This window comes from Terrimonas ginsenosidimutans (genome assembly GCF_022012415.1).
Taxonomy (GTDB): Bacteria; Bacteroidota; Bacteroidia; order Chitinophagales; family Chitinophagaceae; genus Terrimonas_A; species Terrimonas_A ginsenosidimutans.
Window position 1 is genome coordinate 45,446 of record NZ_JAKLTR010000007.1, and the last position, 22,178, is coordinate 67,623.

Sequence of the window (22,178 nt, forward strand, 5' to 3'; positions counted from 1 at the left end):
AGGCGGGGATCAGTTCCAACGAAGCGAGGGCAGGGGCCCCGCGAGTCGTTTATTCTAAGTTTAAGAGGAGAATTCAGGGCTGATCCTGATCTCTGAAAGATCAGGGACCTGTAAGCCCGGAATTTTTCGGTAGTCCTGATCCACTCTTATTCATTCTACATCTTTTGGTCTTCCGGGTCTTTCTTTGTTACATTTGTTGTCAGCGATCATTTGTTCTGCATGAATGAGCTGTAAACGATCAAGCGGATAATTATGAAAAAACTCATTATACTGGTTTGCGCTATAAGCTGTATCCAAAGTATATGCCTTGGGTCTCCATTGGATGATAGCCTCATCACTGAGCTGAATACGGCCATTCAACATGCAAGCCAGTACGATGCGGAGAAAATGAGCAAGATCAATACCCTGAAAAAGCTTGCTGCGGAGAATAGTTCGGCAGAATTGTCTGTCCGCTATAATATTGATGTGCAGCTGTATGAAGAGTACAAGTATTTTAATTTCGACTCATCTTTAAAGTATACTTCAAATCTTCAACGGTTTGCCGTACAGAAAGACGACGCTTTCCTGATCACCGATGCAAAACTGAAATATGCATTCATTCTTCTTTCTGCGGGGATGTTCAAGGAAACGTTTGATGCGTTGAACAGTATTGAAGCCCGCAACCTGCGGGAGCCAGGGAAAGCAGAGTTGTACTCGTTGATGGCACGGTATTATTTTAACCTGTCAGAATATACCAATGATTTCATGCACAGTCCGGCTTATAATGCTACAGCGAACTCATACCTGGACTCGGCCCTGGCGCATTATCCTGCCGGCTCGTTTGATCATGACTATTATGAAGCGTTGAAATTTCTGAAAAAGGGGGAGGCGGATAACGCACAGCGTAAACTAAGCGCCCTTATTGCGAGACAGGATCTCTCTTATCATGAGCGCGCACTGGCGACTTCCACCATGGGCGGCATTTTTATCGGACAGGGGCAGGAAGAAAAAGCAAAGCCATTTCTGATCGAGGCATCCATTGCTGATATAAAATCATCCACCAAAGAGACCCTGGCCCTGCAATTTCTCGCGGGTATAATATATAAGGAAGGATTGCTGGAAGACGCCCTGCTATATATAGAAAAAGCCAATGTGGATGCAACATTCTATAACGCCCGTTTGCGAAAAGTGCAGATAGGAGCGGTGCTGCCGTTGATAGAAGGAGATATGATCAGGACGATCCGCTCGCAAAAAAAAGCATTACAGGCCTACCTGATCAGCCTTTCCGTTGTGGTGTTGCTGCTGGCAGGCCTTGCGGTGGTTATTTTTATGCAGGTAAAAAAGCTGCAACTGACCAGGAAGCGCCTGTCCGAGGCGAACCTGAAACAGCAGCAGGCAAACGAGCAACTGTCCGAAGCCAACGCCCTCAAGGAAGCGTATAATAACCAGCTCCGGGAAATGAATGATGAGCTGGTAAAAGTGAACCAGGTAAAGGAAAAGTACAATGAACAGTTGAAAGCGATCAACAGGCAATTGCTGGAGTCCAACAAGATCAAGGAGGAGTATATTGGCTATTACTTTAAAATGGATACCGAGTTCATGGCGAGAATGGAGAAACTCATCGCCCAAATGGATAAAAAGCTGCTGGAGCGAAAGTGGGATGAAATGAAATACCTGCTGAAAAGCGTCGATATGAAGAAAGAAAAGGAGGAACTTCTCCGGAATTTTGACAAAGTATTCATCCGCCTGTTCCCGGATTTCGTTACCCAGTTCAATGCGATGTTCCATCAAGAAGATCAGACCGTGCTGAAAGAAGGCCAGTTGCTGAACCCTGAACTGCGCATCTTCGCACTGATCCGGTTGGGTATTACGGAGAACGAAAAGATTGCTGAGATCCTGGATTATTCCATTAATACGATCTACGCAAAGAAGACAAAGATCCGGTCGAAAGCGATCGTTTCAAAAGATGAATTTGAGCGCAGGATCATTGAAAACACCAATATGAACCTCTAAAACGGGGTCTGATCTTACAAATTACAACTATATGGTTTATAATTTTAATGTTTAATTAAGGAATTGTTTTTTAGTATTTAACATAGGTAACTGATTTTACATATATCTGTTTTTTCCTATTTTTTCGATCTTATTTTTTTCTTTTTAGCTTAACTCTGATTTTTTTGTATCGTCCCAGTCTGCCATCGGGGCTGCTGTGATCCTGTTTCTTTAGAACAGAAATAAACACAAAAAAATGAAGCTAAAACGATTGCTTATGCCAGCTGTGGCATGCTTGCTTTGCCTTGTCATGTCCACCTCAACTTATGCTCAGTCCAGGACCATCCGTGGGACGGTCCTCGATGAAAATGCCAAACCGGTTGCCGGGGCCAACATTACCGCGCAGGTAACCGGAACAGGCACCAGTGCCGACTCGCTCGGTAATTTTACCCTCTCTGTTTCTCCTGATGTTACGATCCTTTCGATCTCGGCTGTCGGTTACACCAGCCAGGATGTGAACATTACCAACCGTACGACCGTATCGGTCACGCTGGTTGGAACGGCGCAGACCCTTACGGATGTGGTGGTGCTTGGATACGGCACTGCGCGCAAGAAGGATCTCACCGGTTCGGTGTCTACTATTTCCAGCAAGGATCTTAACCCGGGGCCTGTTACCAGCCCTTTGCAACAGATCGCAGGTAAAGCTGCCGGAGTGAACGTGGTTCAGATCGGTAGCGAGCCAGGCAGTGCGCCCGGTGTGAGGATCCGCGGCATTACGTCGCTGGTAGGCGGTAGTGATCCTCTTGTTGTGGTTGACGGGATCCAGGGAAATATGGATTTGTTCAGGCAGGTGCCTCCGAACGAGATCGAATCGGTTGATGTACTGAAAGACGCATCAGCGACGGCTATTTACGGATCGCGCGGCGCTCCCGGTGTGATCATCATAACCACGAAAAGAAGCCGGTCCGGCAGAAGCACTATCGAGTTCAACTCTGTTGCCTCTGCAGATTTCATCGGTAAAAAACTGAGAATGCTCAATGCCGGCGAATGGTGGCAGGAAGCACAGAAATGGAATGTTCCTGCTTCCGAAAACCATGCATCCAATACAGATTGGTTTGATATTCTCACAAGAGATGGATTTACACAAAACCATTCCATCGCTCTCGGAGGTGGTACAAAAGATTTCAACTATCGTGCATCTGTTGCTGCCGTCCTGCAAAATGGTATTGTGATCAATTCGAATTTTAAGAATTATATCGGAAGGATCCAGGCTACACAAAAAGCACTTGACGGGCGTTTATCGGTTACCATGAATTTGAATGGCAACGTATCCAACACGCTCGGTAGCCCTGGTAGTGTGGGCCGCGCTGCATTCACGTCCAACCTGATCAGCAATGCGTATGTTTCACGCCCTGCGGATCCTGTGTTCAATGCAGACAGTTCTTACTTCACCGACCCTAACGTGTTCCAGTATATCAACCCTTATGCGGTAGCGCAGGAAGTGGTGAACGAGGGTGGCTCCAATAATTTGTTCGGCTCTCTCAGAACGGATCTTGAGGTGGTGAAGGGTCTGACCGCGAGCTGGTTCGGCAGCTGGAGAAAAACTGACAGCTACTGGGGGTATTATCTTCCGGCGAAGTCTACTGTTTCTATAGCGATGGATAATAAAGGCCTGGCGAGCGTGACCAATAACAGGGCGGATGAACGGTTGATGAATATCAGCCTTGAGTACAAAAAGATGATCCGGCAGCATCGGGTCGAAGTACTGGGGCTGTATGAATATCAAACCCAGGTTTATCAGGGGAATTTTGCACAGGCGAAAGGGTTCATCAATGATATAACTACCTACAACGCATTGCAGAATGGCGATCTCTCGCGGGTCACTCCCGGTGATATCACGTCTTATAAGAACGATCGTAATCTGGTCTCTTTTCTCGGAAGGTTGAATTATTCATTGCATGACCGGTATTTGTTAACGGCAAGCATCCGTCGTGACGGATCTTCGGTGCTTGGGGTGAATAACAAATGGGGTAATTTCCCGTCTGCATCTGTCGCCTGGCGCATCAGCAATGAGTCGTTCATGTCCGGCCAGCATGTATTTGATCAGTTAAAACTTCGTATTGGTTATGGTGTTACCGGTAACCAGCAGGGTTTGTATCCCCAGAACTCCACGCAGCTTGTCGGAGCGTCAGGTGTAACTTATTTCGGTGGTTCACAGATCACCAATTTCCTGATCACACAGAACGCGAATGCTGATCTTCGCTGGGAGACAAGGAGTCAATGGAATGCAGGAGTTGATTTCGCCGTGCTGAATAATAAGCTTACCGGTACCTTGGATCTCTTCAAAGCCACTACAAAGAATCTTCTGTTCAATTATACCGTTCCTCAGCCGCCTTATCCATACGGATCGATCCTTGCAAATGTGGGAAGCCTGATGAATGAAGGGGTGGAGCTTACGCTTAGTTATGAGATGATCAGAACAAAAGATCTCTCCGTAACACTTGCAGGGAACGGTTCCCTGATAAGAAATAAAGTGATCGAATTAAGCGGCAGCATCAACGGCGTGCCGTTGAACACGAACTATGTTCCATGGGGCAATAACGCCTATCTGATCAAAGGCATGCCGATCGGCACTTATAACATCCTGCAACATGAAAGCATCGACGCTGCTGGTGTGGAAAAAGTTGTTGACCAGGATAAGAACGGAATCATCGACCAGGGGAATCAAAGCCCGGACCGGATCATCGCCGGATCTGCTGTTCCTAAATATACGTATGCCTTTACTCCATCTGTATCGTATAAAAATATTGATTTCTCCATGGTATGGCGTGGCTCTGGTGGCAACAAGATCTACAATGGCCTTCGCGGCACCTTGAGCCGGATGGAGAACATCGGAAAGTCGAACGTCCTGTATGATGCGATCCCACTTGGTCTGTTCACTTCGCAATATGGTTCAGATCTATGGCTGGAAGATGGAGGGTTTATCCGGTTTGAAAATTTCTCCATTGGCTATCGTATCAAAAGCAACCTGAAAAACATTGAGGCATTCCGTGTATTCGCTACCGGTAATAACCTTGCTGTGATCACAAAATACAAAGGGATCGATCCTGAGCTGAATGGCGCTTATGGTAGTGCCGGTGACAACGGAATCTATCCACGGACAAGGAACGTTTCCGTGGGCTTTAATGTGATCTTCAAATAAGCGCAAGAGATGTTAAAAGTTTAAATGTTTAGTGGTTTAACGTTGGACTACGCGCTGATCAGCGCATCTGCCAGCTTTTAAATTTTAAAACCTTGAAATTTTTAAACCGTAGTGGAAACTTCAAATTGAAAAACTGTTCTTATAAACTTTTTGTGTGATGAAAAAAATACTTTTCTTTTTACTGCTCACTTTCCAGCTTGTCCAAAGCTGTACTAAAGTGGATGAAAACATATACGACCGCTATTCTGCGGATGATTTCTATAATTCGCCAACGGGCTCTGATGTAGCACTGGCAAGCGTTTACGCCCAGATCGCTGGTAACTGGGGTGGGGTGGGTTATGCCGGTGCGGATAATGGCTGGTATGATCTGAACAGTATGTCGTCTGATGAACAGGTGATCCCTCACCGGAATACGGGTGACTGGCAGCTGGACTTTGTTCAGTTGTATAAGCACGAATGGTTGCCTACACATTTGATCGTTGGCAATACCTGGAACTGGTTGTACAAATCCATTTTTACAGCGAACCTTGCGGTGGAGCAACTGACCAATGCAAAAGCGGAAACAGCCAAGATAGCTGAAGCAAGAGTATTGCGCGCTTTCTTTTATTACTTACTGGTGGACGATTTTGGGAATGTTCCCTTTTATACAGAGAATAATATCACCATTGAAAACCTGCCGCAGAAAAGCAGGGCAGATGTCTACAATTTTATTGTTACAGAGTTATCCGACAACGTTGAAAAACTCAGTGCGGACAAAGGCGGGCAGTATTACGGTCGTTTTAATAAATGGGCAGGGTATGCCTTGCTTGCAAAAGTGTACCTGAATGCAGGAGTGTATACCGGTACGCCGAAATGGGCTGAATGTCTTGCTGCATGCAATAAACTTACAGCGGGAGGATTCAGTCTGCATCCGGCCACGGCCAACGCGGCAAGTCCGCTGGGTAATACCTATTTCGATCTTTTTGGAGATGAGAATCCGCAGGATGAAACGATCCTTTCGATCTATACAAAAACAGATATCGTAGGGCGGAACATCTTTACCATCCGCAGCCTGTTAGGGCCGCATTTTGTAGCACTCTTTAATGCGACCGGTTGGAACGGTACGGTAACGCATGAAAATTATGTAAACAGGTTTGATAATAACGATATCCGCAAACGTCAGTTCATCTCAGGTGCGCAACCAGGCGGCGTGAATTATTCCCCTACGATCTCTTCATTAGATAACCCGGGAGCGGGCAGGGAAGAAGGAACGCGCAATATGAAATTTTATCCGGTTGGTCCGTTGAATGGCGGTGGTGCATCGAATGATTTCCCGATCTACCGCTACGCTGATATCTTGTTGATGAAGGCTGAATGCCATGTGCGTTTGGGTGATGCGGCGTCAGCAAAACCATTTGTTGACCAGGTGAGGACACGTGCCGGTTTACCAGGATTGGCGGCTGATCCGACGCTGGATGACATCTACAACGAAAGAGGATTTGAACTGACATGGGAAGGACATCGCCGCCAGGATATGATCCGCTTCGACAAGTTCCTGCTGGCCCACGATTTCAAACCTGCGTCCGGTGCTTTCAGAAAGCTTTACCCGATCCCGACTTTCGCTCTTGATGCAAATAAGAACCTGACGCAAAATCCCGGTTATTAAACTGATTCAACGCCATTAAATGAAATTATTTATGAGAACGATCTTTCAAAAGTTCTGCCTGATACTTACTGCTGCTATCTTCTTTACCGCCTGTAAGAAAGATGCAGCACTCACTTACCTGGACGTGGTAGACTTTCCGCAAAAGCTTACCTCTTCGGCAACAGAAGTGGTGCTTACGCCGGATAATAACAATACATCTGTTGTTAGCTTCTCCTGGCCATCTGTAACATTCAAGGTCCCCGCACCGGTAAACTATGCGGTACAGTTCACCACTCCCGCAGATACACTGGGGTCAACCGCATGGAGTAAGGTGCATACCATCACTGCCGGTGACGATGTCTTATTGCAGTCTCTTTCCGGAGCTACGCTGAATGATATTGCGCTGAATAAACTTGGTCTGCCTAAAGATACGGCCAATACCATTGTGGCTCGCGTAGTTGCCACGCTTGATCGTAAAGTGTATTCCAACACCGTCAGCTTTAAAGTGACGCCATACCGTGTAACGGTATTAAAAACGCTTTACCTGCCGGGTGATTACCAGGGTTGGAACCCGGGTGGCGCTCCAGTGATCAGGGAAGTGAAAGACAAACCGGAAATGTATGAAGGCTATGTATACATCCCTGACGGCGGAAGCTATCAGTTCAAAATGACTCCTCAGCCAGACTGGACGCCGATGGCATATGGTGATGCCACCGGAACAAGTGGTGATATCATCGAGGCAAACTATGCAGGTGGGAATATGTCAGTTGCATCCGGCGGCTACTATTACCTTACGGCTAACCTCAATACAAAGAAGTGGACAAATACTAAAACTACCTGGAGTATTCTTGGCGATGCCTCACCGGGTGGCTGGGATACAGATACACAGCTGACCTATGATCAAGCTGCAAAGGTTTGGAAAGTTACCTGCAATATGAGCGCCGCAGGTTCATTCAAGTTCCGTGCAAACAATGCATGGCAACTGGACTTCGGCATAGATCCGGTCACAAAAGAATTGAAATATGCAGATAATCCATTCCTTGGGTATACGCCAAACCTGGATAACCTTACGGTTCCAGAATCGGGAAATTATACGATCACCCTTGATCTGCATAATGCAGGTAACTATACCTATATCCTGCATAAGAACTAACCTTATTTTACATTTCGCCTAATCATTTATCGATGAAAAAATATTCAGTCTTTTTCCTTGCTATACTTTTTCTGTCCTGCAGCAAGGATGATGCGCCGGTTGTGACGGGACTGCCTTCGGACCCTGCACAGTACGGAACGCCGTTCAGTAAGGTACCCGTGGTAAAAGATGCGGCAGTTTACCAGGTGAATACCCGTGCATTCAGTGCTGCCGGAAATCTTGCGGGCGTTACGGCGCGGCTTGATTCGATCAAAGCACTTGGTGTAAACGTTGTTTACCTGATGCCCATCTACCCTGTGGGAACGGTCAACAGTATCAATTCTCCTTATTGTGTGAAAGATTTTCAGGCGGTGGCAACGGAATTCGGTACGCTGGATGATCTCCGCAATCTTGTGAACAAGGCTCATGAAAAGGAAATGGCTGTGATACTGGATATTGTTCCCAATCATACGGCCTGGGATCACCCGTGGATCACAGCGCATAAGAGCTGGTATCAGCAGAATGCCGGCGGGAACATCGTTTCCCCTTCCGGTTACAATGATGTAGCCCAGCTTAACTTCAACAATGACACCTTGCAGCAGGCAATGATAGAGGCACTCCGCTACTGGATCTTTACGGCGAATGTCGATGGATACCGTTTTGATTTTGCGGATAATGTGCCGTTTGCTTTCTGGAAAAAAGCGCTGGCTTCACTGAACAGCATTCCCGGCCGCAAGCTGTTCAATATCGCAGAAGGGACAAGGTCCGATCATTTCAGGGCAGGATTCGAGCTGAAATATGGGTTCGGTTGGTTTGCCAACCTGAAAGACGTATTTGGCCAGGCTAAGCCAGCTACGTCCATCACCGGGATGAACACCTCTGAATATGTCAACAGTTATGAAGGATCAATGGTGTTGCGATACATCACCAATCATGATGTAAATAGTTCAGACGGCACACCTCAGCAACTATTTGGCGGCAACGATGGTGCATTAGCCGCACTCATTGTATCAGCGTATATGAAGGGTATTCCGATGATCTATAGTGGAGAAGAAAAAGCCCTGCCCTACCAGCTGAAATTTCCGTTCACTGCAGAGAAGATCAACTGGACCCTGAATCCTGCGGTCACAGCTAACTACAAGAAGATCCTGGGATTCCGGAATGCAAGTGCGGCTATCAGGTATGGCGAACTTTTTACGTATAGTAGCGATGATGTTGTTGCATTCACCAGGAAGAAAGACAATGAAACGGTTTTTGTAATGGTGAATCTCCGCAATCGTCCGGTTGATTATACCCTGCCAGCTTCATTAGCCAGTTCTTCCTGGACGGATGGATTCAGCACAGCCAATGTAACATTGACCACGCAGGTTAATTTGCCGGCTTTCGGCTACCGGGTTCTTCAAAAGAAATAGACCGGAGCAGTAATTTCGCAAAGAACGCGAAGAGTCTTAGCGGCCCTGGCGATCCTTCCATACAGATCTTGCTTTTTCAGGAGCAAGTAATTGTTTAGTCCGAATAATATGAACTCATATGAATGTTCGAATGCTTTTTCTTTTACCGGTTTTATTTGCTTCTGTTAAATGGACGTCAGGTTATTCCCAGCCATCTGAAAAGCCTTTTCAACGCGTACCCAACCGGCAGGATGCGATCATCTACCAGGTGAACATCAGGGCTTTCAGCGAAACAGGCGATCTTAAAGGTGTAATGCCCCGGCTTGATTCTATAAAAGCGCTGGGCGCAAACGTTGTTTACCTGATGCCAACCTATCCGGTCGGGAAGGTTAAGTCGGTCAATTCTCCGTACTGTATCCGTGATTACGTCAGCGTCAACGAAGAGTTTGGTTCGCTGCAAGATCTGCGGGACCTGGTAAATGCAGCGCATGGAAAAGGGCTGGCAGTGATCCTCGACTGGGTGGCTAATCATACGGCGTATGATCATCCATGGACGGCTAATCCATCCTGGTATCTCCAGGACTCAACTGGTAGGATCCTGAGTCCGCCGGGAATGGGATGGAATGATGTTGCGCAGCTGAATTTCAAAAACGCTGATATGCGTTTGGAAATGATCAGCGCAATGAAGTACTGGGTGAATGCCGCGAATATTGATGGTTTTCGTTGTGATTATGCAGACGGCCCGCCGGTGGACTTCTGGAAGCAGGCGATCGATACGTTGCGTAATCTTAAAGATCGCAAGTTGCTCATGCTTGCGGAGGGATCACGCGCTGCACATTTTTCCGCAGGCTTTGATTATAATTTTGGTTTCCGGTTTTTTGAGCGGATGAAAGATATCCATGAACATAAGCGCAGTGTTGTTTCAATCGACAGTTTAAATATTTCCGATTATAAAGGTGTGGTTGATGGAACTCAATCCATGGTCAGATATGTGACAAATCATGATGTAAATGGCAGTGATGGTACGCCACAGGAATTGTTCGGTGGCCAGCGTGGTGCAATGGCGGCTTTTGTGGTCGCGGCTTATATGAAAGGCATCCCGATGATCTACAATGGAGAAGAAGTCGGTACCCCATACCGCCTTGTTTTTCCTTTTACAGGAAGAAATATCGACTGGTCGTTGAACCCACAGGTAACTGCTGAATACAAGAAGATCCTGGCGGCCCGCAACAGCATTAAAGCACTTCGTGCCGGACAACTCACCAGTTTCAGCAATGCCGATGTCTGTGCGTTTACAAAGAAGGAAGGGAAGGAGACAGTGCTGGTGATCGTCAACCTGAGGGCGGAGGAGATGAGCTATGCGTTGCCGTCAGTAGTTGCCAGATCATCATGGAAGGATATTTTCACTGGCGGCAAAGCGAAGCTGCCTGCAAAAATCAAACTGGCTCCGTATTCTTACCGGGTGCTCGTGACACAAACGTCCAAATAAGTTAAGCGTTTCAAATAGTAGAAATATGTCAGCAGGAAAAGTGCAATGGATCTTATTGTTCGTACATCTTTTTGTGATCCCGGCTTCAGCTCAGCAAAATCCCCGTCCGGTTTCGATGAACAAAGTAGAGCTGGGTTTTAAGCTTGATGAAAGAGGAGTGGCCCGTTATGCTGTATCGTTCGATGGCAGGCAGGTGGTCAGCGCATCAAGACTTGGGTTTAAGGTAAAAGAAGGGTTTGTATTAGACAGCAACTTCAAAATATTAAAAACGGAACTGAGCTCAGCAGATGAAACCTGGAAGCCGGTATTGGGCGAAGTGAGTAGTATCAGGAACAACTATAAGCAGTTGAAGGTTTTCCTGCAGCAGAAAGAAGCTCCCTTCCTGTTGATGAATATCGTGTTCAGGGTTTTCGCAGAAGGGGTGGGGTTCAGGTATGAATTTCCGATACAACCTTCATTACGATTCTTTGTGGTGGAAAATGAATTGACAGAATTCAATCTTACGGGAGATCATAAAACGTTCTGGATCCCGGGGGACTATGATTCCAACGAATATCTTTATACTACCTCAAAGCTTAGCGAAATAAACGCATGGAAGTTTCCCATGTTGTCTTTTGGCAGGAAGGAAGAGAATATGCCTGATCAACATGCTGTTCAAACGCCGTTGATGATGAAAACGGCTGAGGGCCTTTACCTGAATATCCATGAGGCTGCGCTGGTGAATTACTCTTCTATGCAACTCCATGTTGATAAAGCGAATTACAGTCTTACCGCATCACTGGTGCCTGATGCCGCCGGGAATAAAGGCTATTTAAGGACACCTGCAAATACGCCATGGCGTACGATCATTGTCAGCGATAAAGCGCCGGATATCCTCAACTCGAAAATGATCCTGAATCTCAATGAGCCTTCGCGTATCGGAGATGTTTCCTGGATCAGGCCGATGAAGTTCATGGGTGTGTGGTGGGAAATGCAGATTGGCAAAACCAGCTGGAATTATACTGATAATATCGACTCTCTTTCAGCCAATGGTACACTGGTCGGTAATGGACGTCATGCCGCGAATACAGCGAATGTTAAGCGATACATAGATTTCGCATCAAAGAATGGCATTGAAGGCCTGCTTGTTGAAGGATGGAATACCGGCTGGGAAGAGTGGACGGGTGTTTATAAAGAAGAGAATTTCGATTATGTAACGCCTTATCCCGATTTTGATCTGGAAGAGATCAATCGTTATGCAAAGCAGAAGAATGTCAAAATGATCATGCATAATGAAACCGGAGCCAGCGCAGCTAATTATGACCGCAGGCTGGACACTGCATTCAGGTTGATGAACCGGTATGGATACCCGGCGGTAAAGACCGGTTATGTTGGCAAGATCACGCCGGTAGGTGAGCATCATGACGGGCAGTGGATGATCAACCAGTATATTCGTTCGGCTGAAGTTGCCGCGAAGCATAAAGTGATGATCGATATGCACGAACCTGTCCGCCCAACCGGGCTCCATCGCACCTGGCCTAATTTTGTTGCCTCTGAAGCTGGTCGCGGAAATGAATGGAATGCATTCAGCGAAGGCAGTCCGCCCGAGCATGAAACCATTCTTCCTTTTACCAGGCTGATGGGCGGCCCCATGGACTACACTCCGGGGATCTTTAAGCTCCGTGGATACGCTGCCGCTGACCCCAAACGTCAAATGCATACAACACTTGCCAAACAACTGGCCTTGTATGTTACGATGTACAGTCCATTGCAGATGGCAGCGGATCTTCCGGAGAACTATGAGCGGTATCCCGATGCCTTTCAATTCATCAGGGACGTTGCACTTGACTGGGACGATACAAAGGTCATCGAAGCGGAGCCGGGAGATTACCTGACCATTGCACGGAAAGAAAAGGCAAAGCCGAATTGGTTCATCGGTGCGATAACTGATGAGAACAGCAGAGAGAGTACGGTTAAGCTCGATTTTCTTGACAGGGATACAAAATATGACGCAATGATCTATGCAGATGCTGATAAGGCGGACTGGCAAACAAATCCCGAAGCGTATCAGATCCGCAAAATGACTGTTGACCGGAATACTGTTTTGAAATTGAAGTTGGCGAAGGGTGGAGGAGCTGCGGTCAGTATTGTTCCCGTTAAATAACTATTCCCTTAGAACATATCATTGATAATAATGTTAAGCTCGGAATCAAGTTTCGAGAGGTCTCGCTGTTTCTACAGGGAGGCCTTTTTTTTATGGGTGCGCGCTGAAGCCTGTCGCAGGTGTTGCCTGCATGAGAAAAAAGAAACGGTGAATGCTGCAAACCAAACGACAATGGGGTCAATCTGTGTAGGTCATTTCCTGGTCTTCTGCTTATAATTTCCTGATCTGAATATTGCTCAGATAATAAAGATTTTTTTCATTTACATAAAAACTCAATCCTTTTAGTATCGCAGCAGCAGGGAATCCCGAAGCGCATTCATATATTTTGCTGTTGTTGCACAAGACCACTACGCTTTCTCCTTTTCTTTGCAAACTGATCGTTGCTCTGTTTAGAGGCTTGCTGCCGGTGAACCCTGACAGTGAATAATAGCTGGATACTTTACAAGTGGTTAAACCGTTAATGATCACCCAACCTGCAGCATCAGCCCGGTTCATATCGCCCGGAGAGACATTGAGGGTGATGCTTTTTTCGCCGGTGCCACCGGTGAATTTCAGTTGCATATCTATTCCCGGAGTTCCCCAGGGTACGTCGCCCTTGCGTACGAGCAGATCATAACTCAGCTCAAAATCTCCGTTTATGTTTTGCGGGAAGTTCTTTGCTGTTGCCGTTCGTCTCAGTTGAAGCCAATTGCCATCTACCTTCTCTACGTTTGTTACTGAAACCTGTTCCCCTGACACTTCGCTTCGCTGGGTTGTCCAGCTTTGCGGAGGAGTACCTACGGCTGTACCGGAAAAATCTTCAAAGAACAGAATGGACTTATCGGACGCATTCTTTTTGGCAGCAGCGGAAAGTGTTACTGCCGGGCTGTTATTCTTTTGTCCATTTTCCGTCACTGCCCCGAGAGGTTTGTAAGGTTCGATCACTTTGTCATTCCCAAAGAAATAGCGGTATACATAGTCATAATTAAAACGGCTGACGAAATTATCCATCATTTGGACATTGCCCGTATAAGAAGCATTGAGAGGCCCATCGATCTTAAAAACGATCCATTGCGGAGCACCCGTTGCAAGCGCTTGCTTAACACCTTTCTTCAGGCGCAGCAAGGGGAAATTATTTTCTACCCAGCCGTTCTTTCCGGTTGTGACTGTTTCGGTCCTGATCCAGCTGATGTCTTTGCCTTCTTCTATCTGTGAAAAAGACAGCAGATCAATGCTGAGATCTGCATCCGGGCAATACACATACTTGCTCAACTGATCTTTGAATTTGTTTTTAAACAGCTGAAATCCTCGTTTCGCATCATCCACCACGCGTGGCATCCGTGTTGTCAGGCCATTGTTGACAGCCATTTTATGAAGCAGGGGGAATTGTGTTTCTATCCTGCTGATGAGCTCACCCATGGTGACCTGCTCAAATGGCAAGGGTTTTCGGTCCCGGGTCATGATAACTACATAGGTATGCGAATTATTGTTGATTGACTTTGCCGGCAATATATAATGTTCATAGTTTGCGAGGTTAGGACTTTTATTGAAGTTGCGGTATTCCAGGGCGGCGGGCATCCATTCTTTCTCGAACCTTCCTTTTATACCCGGCTCGTACCTGGGCATAATGCAGTAATAGTCGTCAGTGTATGAAAGCCCGATCACCTGCTTGCTGATCAGCTGCACGTTATTCGCCATGATATCAAGCCCCATGTAACAATGGTTGCCGGGTGTGGGCCAGAATTTTTTGGTAGCGGTTTTAGAAATGCATTGGTGGAACTTTGCAAATGCACCATATGTATTGGGTAAAGCATTGCGGTTATTCTTTTCAGCTTCATTGGAATCGTAGCTTTTGCTGCTTTCCGCGTAGGATGGTTCAGGGGCAAGCAGAGAAAGTTTAAGCTCTCCGAGCAGACCCAGCTGGGAGTACGTTTGCTGGATCCAGGATCCTATTTTCTGCGATGCATCTGTTTGAGCAGCAGTATAACTCCAGCCGTGTTGCGCAAACGGCTTTGACGGTTGTTTTACAACGATCGAATTCATCCATCCGAGATCAATATCTTCCAGGCTATTACCGACATAGATGCCACGGCTGTCGGGCGTTTGCGCCATAGCGTGAAAAGAGGAGAGCAGGAGAATAGCGATCAGATGCGGTTTCATGTGCTGGTTATTGATGGAAAGTGACGATTATGTGCGTTCTCAAAGATGGCGATTGCAGGTGGGAAAAATAATCGCTTGAAAAGGGGAGATTGAAGGTGGTTAGGATCCCCTTAAAAAGGGATGCGTGGATGTTATGCGTAGACCAGGTTCTACGCATAAGAAGGTGATATGCGTAGACCAGAGTCTACGCATATCAGAAGTAGACCAGAGTCTACGCATATCAGAGGATGTTGATTCAGCTGTTACCCTGGCCAGTACTGTTTATGTTGTCTGAGTGCGTCTGCCAAGGCATTCGAGATAGTCAATTGTTTAGCTGCGTCCCAATGTTTTGTTGAATTAGTTGCGTCGATATCGAAGAAGAGTTTACCAGGGTCGGTTTGAATGGTAATGTCAATAAAAACGCTCGCGTGTTGGTCATCCAGCAGAAAATGAAAACAATTCGGTCCCTTCTTTTCAGATTGAACGCCGAGTTTCCATTGCTCAAAATCTAAGGTGATTGGCCATTTGTTCATATAGCAAGATTTGTTATTCTTAAATTTAATCAAATCAGGAATAGAACGCTTGAATACCGTGACGTTTTATTCCCCTTGTTGAAAAAAAACACTGGCCTTTTTAAAAGGGCTTTTGATCCTATTCAAGACAAAAACGCGCCGGCAACAAACGGTTACCGGCGCGCAGTTTATTGAATACCAAAATGGTAGATGCTATTTCTTTCTCAGCACTACATGCATTGCCTGTTCCCCGTTGATCTTCTCCACCTCATTAAATCCCAGCTTCGGCAGATCCAGGCCTTCGAGCAGATGCTCACCTGAACCAAGCAGGACAGGGGAGATCGTCAATTGTATTTCATCGATCAAGCCGGCCTGCAGATACTGCCTGATGGTTGACGTGCCGCCGCCGATCCTGATATCCTTACCATTGGCCGCATCCTTTGCTTTTTCCAAAGCGGATACTATTCCGTCAGTGATAAAATAGAACGTTGTACCTCCCTTCATTTCCAATGGTTCTCTGGCATGATTGGTCAGAACAAATACGGGGCAATGATAAGGAGGCTCCGGGCCCCACCAGCCCTGCCATTCATTATCGGGCCAGGGGCCGCGGATCGGGCCAAACATGTTACGACCCATGATCCAGGCGCCGCAGTGTGCCATAGAGCTATTGGCAATGTCGTTATCCAGGCCTTCCGTTCCACCTTCTTTACCCATCATCTGGTGAAACATTTTGGTGGTCCTCATCCAGGTATGAAGATGTTCCGCGCCCACTCCCATTGGCTGTTCAAGTGTTTGGCCAGGCCCCGCTCCGTATCCATCGAGCGAAATAGTGAATGCTGTTACTTTGACTTTGCCCATACGTTATCGTTTTTTAATTGTAAATGCTGTTTTCGATGACCGGTGATCGGGAACAGCAGGCGAACTTGCTCTCCAAGATAATTAATTCAAAGGTCATTTCCCTTTGCCCGGGTGCGCTAAAGTTCCGAAGATCAGACAGGAGGGAAGAGGGCTGCAAGCGACAGTTTATGTGTCTATTCCGACAGTCTCCAACATAAATATCACTACACGTCGCAAACAGCCCGTTGAATGTCTGATACCACCTGCGTTCGAATGAGATCTTCGCCGCATCTTTGATGTGCTGACGTTCATAAACAAGCAACAGCAATATCAGTGGAGAAGCAACCACTCAAAAAAACGGGCGGAACCGAAAAGCCAGATGAGTAGGAATAAAAAAACATTTTATGGCAAATAATTCTGTTTCATTACACCGGGTGGTTAAAGCATCTCCGGAGAAAGTTTATCGCGCTTTTACAGAGGCGGCAGCAATGGCCTCGTGGCTTCCTCCGTATGGATTCGTATGCATAGTACACGAAATGAATGCAGAGAAAGGCGGCTCTTTCCGGATGTCATTCCAGAATTTTTCGACCGGTAATAGTCATTCTTTTGGAGGGGTATACGTAGAGCTTAAGCCAAATGAATTTTTGAAATACACGGATAAGTTTGATGATCCGAATCTGCCGGGTGAGATGACCACGACTGTTTCCCTGAGGAAAAATATTGCCGGAACGGAGATCAACATTACCCAGGAAGGGATCCCGGATATGATACCAGTGGAGATGTGCTATTTGGGCTGGCAGGAATCGCTGGATAAGCTCATGAGGTTGGTGGAGCCGAATATTCCGGATGCGTAGCAACTGTAACATTCTACCGGGCTGATCGTTTCAAACGATCAACTATGCGCAAGAACGTCTTTTTATTCCTGGTAATGGCGGCAGGCTGTCATTCCGGCCTTTACAGTCAGGTGAACCGCACGAGGCAGGTTCTCCTTGACAGTCTGACCAGCGTCGTTACGGCGGGGCAATATGAGGGCATTAACAGCATCCTGATCTCTCACCGGGGCAACCCGGTTTATGAGCGTTATTATGGCGGATGGACAAAAGATTCGTTACATGATTCCCGGTCAGCGTTCAAATCTGTTACCAGCCTGCTGATGGGTATTGCGATCGATCAGGGATTTATTAAGAACGCGCATCAGAAAGTGTATTCTTTCTTTCCGGAATTCCGCGGCTTTGCGGGTAAAGATTCGCTCAAGCGAAATATGACCATTGAAGATCTGCTGAACATGAAGGCGGGCTTTGATTGTGAAGAATTCAATGATGGTAAGGATTGCGAGTCTGCGATGTCCCTTTCAAATGACTGGGTACAATTCTCGCTGGCGATCCCGCTGAAGGACCCGCCCGGAACTGTCTGGGCTTACAACTCGAGTGCTCCCGTGATCCTCGGCGATATCATCAGCCGTGCGGCGGGGATGAGCATCATGGATTTTGCAAAACGCTATTTGTTTACTCCCCTGGGGATCACGCATTACAGATGGACGATCGATCCTGCGGGTCATGGCATGACTGCAGGATCATTTTATTTCCGCCCTGCTGATATGCTCAAGATCGGGGAACTGGTCCGGCAGCAGGGAATATGGAAGGGCAAAAGGATTGTTTCGGCGGCATGGATCAGGGCTTCGATGCAAACTCCGATCGGGATTGCCGATTTTTCCTTTGTGAAATTCAGCCGGTCTGCCGTGGCCATACCTCAGCCAACATACTATGGCTATTACTGGTATAAAGAGCGGATGGTCACAGCGAAATTCCAGGAAGATGTTTGGTTTGCATCAGGCAATGGCGGTCAATATATTCTGATTGTTCCGGGGCTCGACCTGGTAGTAGTGTTCATGCAGTCGAATTATAGTTCGTGGAAAGCGAAGAAAGCATTTGATCTCCTGATAAGATATATCCTGCCCGGATGGGAAGGGCGCAAGGATTTGCCGTATAAACAAACAACGCCCCATCGTCGATGACGAAATACAGGGTCAGTCCACAAGCCATTTGTATTTCATTTGTGATGGTAGATTCCAGCTGAGCAATCCATCGGCCATCGCTATCCGCCATCAGTCATGGGCCCTCAAAGCAGGTCAGTGAATGAGCTTGCCTTATGCATATATCCGGTTACCGGCAAATATGTGATACCGTTATTAACTTCCTTTCAACAGATAATCATTTCCATTAACCAAATATGTATCTTCGCGCCGCATTGGTTCAATTGATCCAACCTGGGTCACATTGATTAAAAGGGAATCAGGTGTAAATCCTGAGCAGACCCGCTACTGTAAGTTCTATAAAAACATTTTGACAATTCAGCCACTGTATGCTTAGGCGTATGGGAAGGCGTTCAAAATGAGAACAAGTCAGGAGACCTGCCAAAGCAGATATGTTTTAAGCTTTCGTGGAATGAAGCTTGGAATGCAAACCAATACTGACATTGTCAGTATTCCTTTGTTTTCTATTATCATCCTGTAAGCTATTTGATCATTTTATCAAATAGAAATGTCATTTTCTGTCATTCGGAGAGTGCTGCTGGCGCAGGCTTTGCTATTTGCCGTTGCTCAACTGGCTGCTCAGCAGGTTGATCCTGCCACTGTGTCAAAAACCGACACGGGAAAGGTGAAGTCATTGCCCGGCATCACAGTCTCGGCCGTTACGCATAAAGAAGTTATCCCGGCTCAAAAATTATCAGGGCAGGAACTGGAAAGCCTGAACAGCTTTTCTGTAGCGGACGCCATGCGATATTTCGCTGGTGTACAGGTGAAAGACTATGGTGGTATTGGCGGATTGAAAACTGTGGATATGCGCAGCATGGGAACCAATCACATGGGCGTTTTCTATGACGGCATTCAAATCGGCAATGCGCAAAATGGCCAGATCGACCTGGGCAGATTCTCCATGGACAATATCGAATCGATCTCACTTTATAATGGACAGAAGAGCGATATTTTCCAGCCGGCACGGGATTTTGGTTCCTCCGGTACTATTTACCTCAGAAGCAGGAGGCCCGTATTTGATTCAGCTGCTTCCATGCATTTTAAAGGTGTGGTGAAAGCGGGTTCATTCGACCTGATCAATCCATCTCTGTTATGGGAAAAGAAACTGAATGAGAAACTCCATTTCTCTTTAAGCAGTGAATACCTGCATTCATCAGGCAGGTATAAATTCCGTTACAAGCGGGTCTTTGAAGGGTCAGGCAATACCGCATGGGATACGACAGCAGTAAGGGAAAACGGAGATATCGAAGCGCAACGGGTGGAAGCTGGTTTATTCGGTAATGTCAAACGGGGACTGTGGAATGTTAAAGCTTATTTCTACAATTCGGGAAGAGGGATCCCCGGTGCGATCGTAAACAATGTATGGAAAAGAGCGCAGCGGCAGTGGGACAGGAACTTCTTTATTCAGGGATCTTTCCAGAAAAATATTGCACCGAAGTATGATCTCCAGGTTAACGCTAAATATGCGAATGACTACATGCGTTACCTGAATCCTGATACAACCTTGTTATACATAGATAACAACTTTCATCAGCAGGAATGGTATGTTTCAGCAGCAAATAAATATGCACTTGCAAGGAACTTCGACATTAACCTGTCAACCGACCTTCAATACAATACACTTACCTCTAACCTGGACGGGTTTGTGTTTCCCAAAAGATTTACGAGCCTGGTGGCCCTGGCTACTGCCGGAGAGATAGGAAGGGTAAAGTTACAGGCAAGCCTGCTTGCCACATTCGTTAGTGAATCTGTGACCCGCGGAAATAATGGTGGTGGGAATATCTCTGTCTCAGCCCCTTCCAAGCAGGAGTTTACCCCGGCATTTTTTCTTTCTTATAAACCTTTCCGGCAAAAAGAATTCAACATCCGTGCTTTTTATAAAAAGATCTTCCGGATGCCCACCTTCAATGATCTTTATTATACTGATATCGGTAATATTGCATTGCGTCCTGAATTCACTCACCAGTACAATCTCGGTTTTCAATATACCCGAAGTCCATTGCATTCCTTTTTGAAACGATGGCAACTACAGGCCGATGTCTATTACAACCGGGTCACCGATAAGATCATTGCCGTCCCAAAAGGCAGTGGCATGTATCGATGGATGATGATGAATATCGGCCTTGTTGAGATCAGAGGGATCGATGCGGTCTCTGATCAAAGCTTTCAATTGTCGCGGGACGCTGTTATTCATTTACGCGCTACATATACCTATCAGATGGCCCAGGATTTTACCACCCGGCGGAATCCGGATCTGCAGGCCGAAACCTGGGGTGGTCAAATTCCCTATATACCGTGGCATAGCGCATCGCTTATTGCAGGCATGCAGTATAAAAGCTGGAAGCTGAACTACAGTTATATCTACACCGGAGAACGGTATCATAATTCCGCGAATATCCCCGAGAATTATGAGCAACCCTGGTATACGAGCGATGTTTCCGCCGTGAAGAATTTCATCCTGAAACGTACTGCCTGCAAGATCTCAGCGGAGATCAATAACCTGTTCAGCCAGGATTGTGAAGTGGTGTTGAACTATCCGATGCCTAAACGTAATTATAAACTCATCTTATCTGTCGAGTTATGAAATTCAATTACATTATTTCAATAGTCATGTTGTTCGCGCTGGCCTCCTGCCGCAAGGATGTTGCTGTATTCATGAATGAGGATATTCCCGTTGATCCGCCGTCAGTGAATGGGTTCTCAGGATTCTACCTGCTGAATGAGGGCAATATGGGGAGTAATAAAAGCACGCTTGATTTCTTCGACTATAAAACGGGCGTGTATCAACGAAATATCTACGCAGCGGTGAATCCGACCGTTCCTAAAGAAATGGGAGATGTGGGAAATGATATCCGCATATATGGAGGCAGACTTTACGCTGTGATCAATGCTTCCAATAAAGTGGAAGTCATGAATGCAAAAACAGCGAAGCGGATCGGGCAGATCGATATTCCCAATTGCAGGTACATAAAGTTTGATAAGGGATTTGCCTATGTGACTTCTTATGCAGGACCAATTGAGATCAATCCAAACTATGCGCAAAAGGGTTATGTGGCAAAAGTTGATACCGCCACGCTGACGGTAGTGGATAAATGTATTGTCGGTTTTCAGCCAGATGAGTTGGAGATAACGGATGGAAAGATCTATGTGGCAAATTCAGGTGGTTATATGGGCGCTGGTAATACAGAAAAGTATGAACGAACGGTGTCAGTGATCGATCTGTCAACATTCACGGAAGACAAGAGGATCGATGTGGCATATAATCTTCATCATCTCAGAGCGGATAGGCGAGGGGATCTGTGGGTTACTTCAAGGGGTGACTATAAAACACTTCCTTCACGGCTCTTCTTTATCGATAAAGTGCAGCAGAAAGTAACGGACACATTGCCGATCGCTGTCAGCAACTTCTACCTGGAAGGAGACTCGCTGTATACATACAGCACCGAGTGGAGTTATATCACTTATTCAAATGTGATCACCTATAGTATCATCAATACGAGAACGCGTGAGATAGTCACTAACTCATTTATCTCTGACGGTACTGATAAACTGATAGAGATCCCCTATGGGATTATGGTGAATCCGCTCAATAAGGAGATCTATGTTACGGATGCCGGTAATTATGTTTCTCCGGGAATACTTTACTGCTTCGATAAGGAAGGTAAAAAGAAATGGAGTGTAAGGACCGGCGATATCCCGGCCCACTTTGCCTTATTGCCATGAT

The 22,178-nt window shown here is 46.4% G+C and carries 14 protein-coding genes and 1 riboswitch; of the genes, 11 read left to right on the forward strand and 3 right to left on the reverse strand.

Going from position 1 to position 22,178, the window contains the following annotated elements:
• Nucleotides 1-252: 252 nt before the first annotated feature.
• From LZZ85_RS12240 to LZZ85_RS12270, 7 genes are all read left to right on the forward strand, one after another.
• Nucleotides 253-1,992: a DUF6377 domain-containing protein gene (locus LZZ85_RS12240; protein ID WP_237872056.1), complete on the forward strand. Its 1,740-nt coding sequence runs from the start codon at nucleotides 253-255 to the stop codon at nucleotides 1,990-1,992.
• A gap of 256 nt (nucleotides 1,993-2,248) precedes the next feature.
• Complete coding sequence (locus LZZ85_RS12245) at nucleotides 2,249-5,173, forward strand: SusC/RagA family TonB-linked outer membrane protein (protein WP_237872058.1); 2,925 nt, start codon at nucleotides 2,249-2,251, stop codon at nucleotides 5,171-5,173.
• Nucleotides 5,174-5,330: 157 nt separating this feature from the next.
• Nucleotides 5,331-6,818, forward strand: a complete 1,488-nt coding sequence (locus LZZ85_RS12250) for a RagB/SusD family nutrient uptake outer membrane protein (RefSeq protein ID WP_237872060.1) — start codon at nucleotides 5,331-5,333, stop codon at nucleotides 6,816-6,818.
• A gap of 31 nt (nucleotides 6,819-6,849) precedes the next feature.
• A complete protein-coding gene (locus LZZ85_RS12255) occupies nucleotides 6,850-7,950 on the forward strand; it encodes a SusE domain-containing protein (RefSeq protein WP_237872062.1) in 1,101 nt (366 codons plus the stop codon).
• A gap of 32 nt (nucleotides 7,951-7,982) precedes the next feature.
• Nucleotides 7,983-9,341 (forward strand): alpha-amylase family glycosyl hydrolase, encoded by a 1,359-nt coding sequence (locus tag LZZ85_RS12260; RefSeq protein WP_237872065.1) that lies wholly within the window; start codon nucleotides 7,983-7,985, stop codon nucleotides 9,339-9,341.
• A 118-nt stretch (nucleotides 9,342-9,459) separates the two neighbouring features.
• Nucleotides 9,460-10,809 carry an alpha-amylase family glycosyl hydrolase gene (locus LZZ85_RS12265; RefSeq protein WP_237872067.1) on the forward strand — a complete coding sequence of 450 codons (1,350 nt, stop codon included), beginning with the start codon at nucleotides 9,460-9,462 and terminating at the stop codon, nucleotides 10,807-10,809.
• Between the two features lie 25 nt (nucleotides 10,810-10,834).
• Nucleotides 10,835-12,952, forward strand: a complete 2,118-nt coding sequence (locus LZZ85_RS12270; RefSeq protein WP_237872068.1) for a glycoside hydrolase family 97 protein — start codon at nucleotides 10,835-10,837, stop codon at nucleotides 12,950-12,952.
• Between the two features lie 210 nt (nucleotides 12,953-13,162).
• On the opposite strand, the gene LZZ85_RS12275 is transcribed toward LZZ85_RS12270, so the two are convergent.
• The 3 genes from LZZ85_RS12275 to LZZ85_RS12285 all read right to left on the reverse strand — a co-directional run bounded on the left by LZZ85_RS12275 (nucleotide 13,163) and on the right by LZZ85_RS12285 (nucleotide 16,440).
• On the reverse strand, nucleotides 13,163-15,091 hold the full coding sequence (locus tag LZZ85_RS12275) for a hypothetical protein (RefSeq protein WP_237872070.1): 1,929 nt from the start codon (nucleotides 15,089-15,091) through the stop codon (nucleotides 13,163-13,165).
• Between the two features lie 242 nt (nucleotides 15,092-15,333).
• A complete protein-coding gene (locus LZZ85_RS12280; RefSeq protein ID WP_237872072.1) occupies nucleotides 15,334-15,603 on the reverse strand; it encodes a hypothetical protein in 270 nt (89 codons plus the stop codon).
• 192 nt (nucleotides 15,604-15,795) lie between these two features.
• Nucleotides 15,796-16,440 (reverse strand): dihydrofolate reductase family protein, encoded by a 645-nt coding sequence (locus tag LZZ85_RS12285; RefSeq protein ID WP_237872074.1) that lies wholly within the window; start codon nucleotides 16,438-16,440, stop codon nucleotides 15,796-15,798.
• Between the two features lie 383 nt (nucleotides 16,441-16,823).
• On the opposite strand from LZZ85_RS12285, the gene LZZ85_RS12290 reads away from it, so the two are divergent.
• The 4 genes from LZZ85_RS12290 to LZZ85_RS12305 all read left to right on the forward strand — a co-directional run bounded on the left by LZZ85_RS12290 (nucleotide 16,824) and on the right by LZZ85_RS12305 (nucleotide 22,177).
• A complete protein-coding gene (locus LZZ85_RS12290; RefSeq protein WP_237872076.1) occupies nucleotides 16,824-17,273 on the forward strand; it encodes an SRPBCC family protein in 450 nt (149 codons plus the stop codon).
• A gap of 44 nt (nucleotides 17,274-17,317) precedes the next feature.
• Entirely contained in the window at nucleotides 17,318-18,433 is a 1,116-nt protein-coding gene (locus tag LZZ85_RS12295) for a serine hydrolase domain-containing protein (RefSeq protein WP_237872079.1), read from the forward strand.
• Nucleotides 18,434-18,650: 217 nt separating this feature from the next.
• Nucleotides 18,651-18,851: riboswitch (cobalamin riboswitch) on the forward strand.
• A 108-nt stretch (nucleotides 18,852-18,959) separates the two neighbouring features.
• Nucleotides 18,960-21,038 (forward strand): TonB-dependent receptor, encoded by a 2,079-nt coding sequence (locus LZZ85_RS12300; protein WP_237872080.1) that lies wholly within the window; start codon nucleotides 18,960-18,962, stop codon nucleotides 21,036-21,038.
• Complete coding sequence (locus LZZ85_RS12305) at nucleotides 21,035-22,177, forward strand: YncE family protein (RefSeq protein ID WP_237872082.1); 1,143 nt, start codon at nucleotides 21,035-21,037, stop codon at nucleotides 22,175-22,177. The genes LZZ85_RS12300 and LZZ85_RS12305 overlap by 4 nt, the downstream gene beginning before the upstream one ends.
• Nucleotide 22,178: the final 1 nt, after the last annotated feature.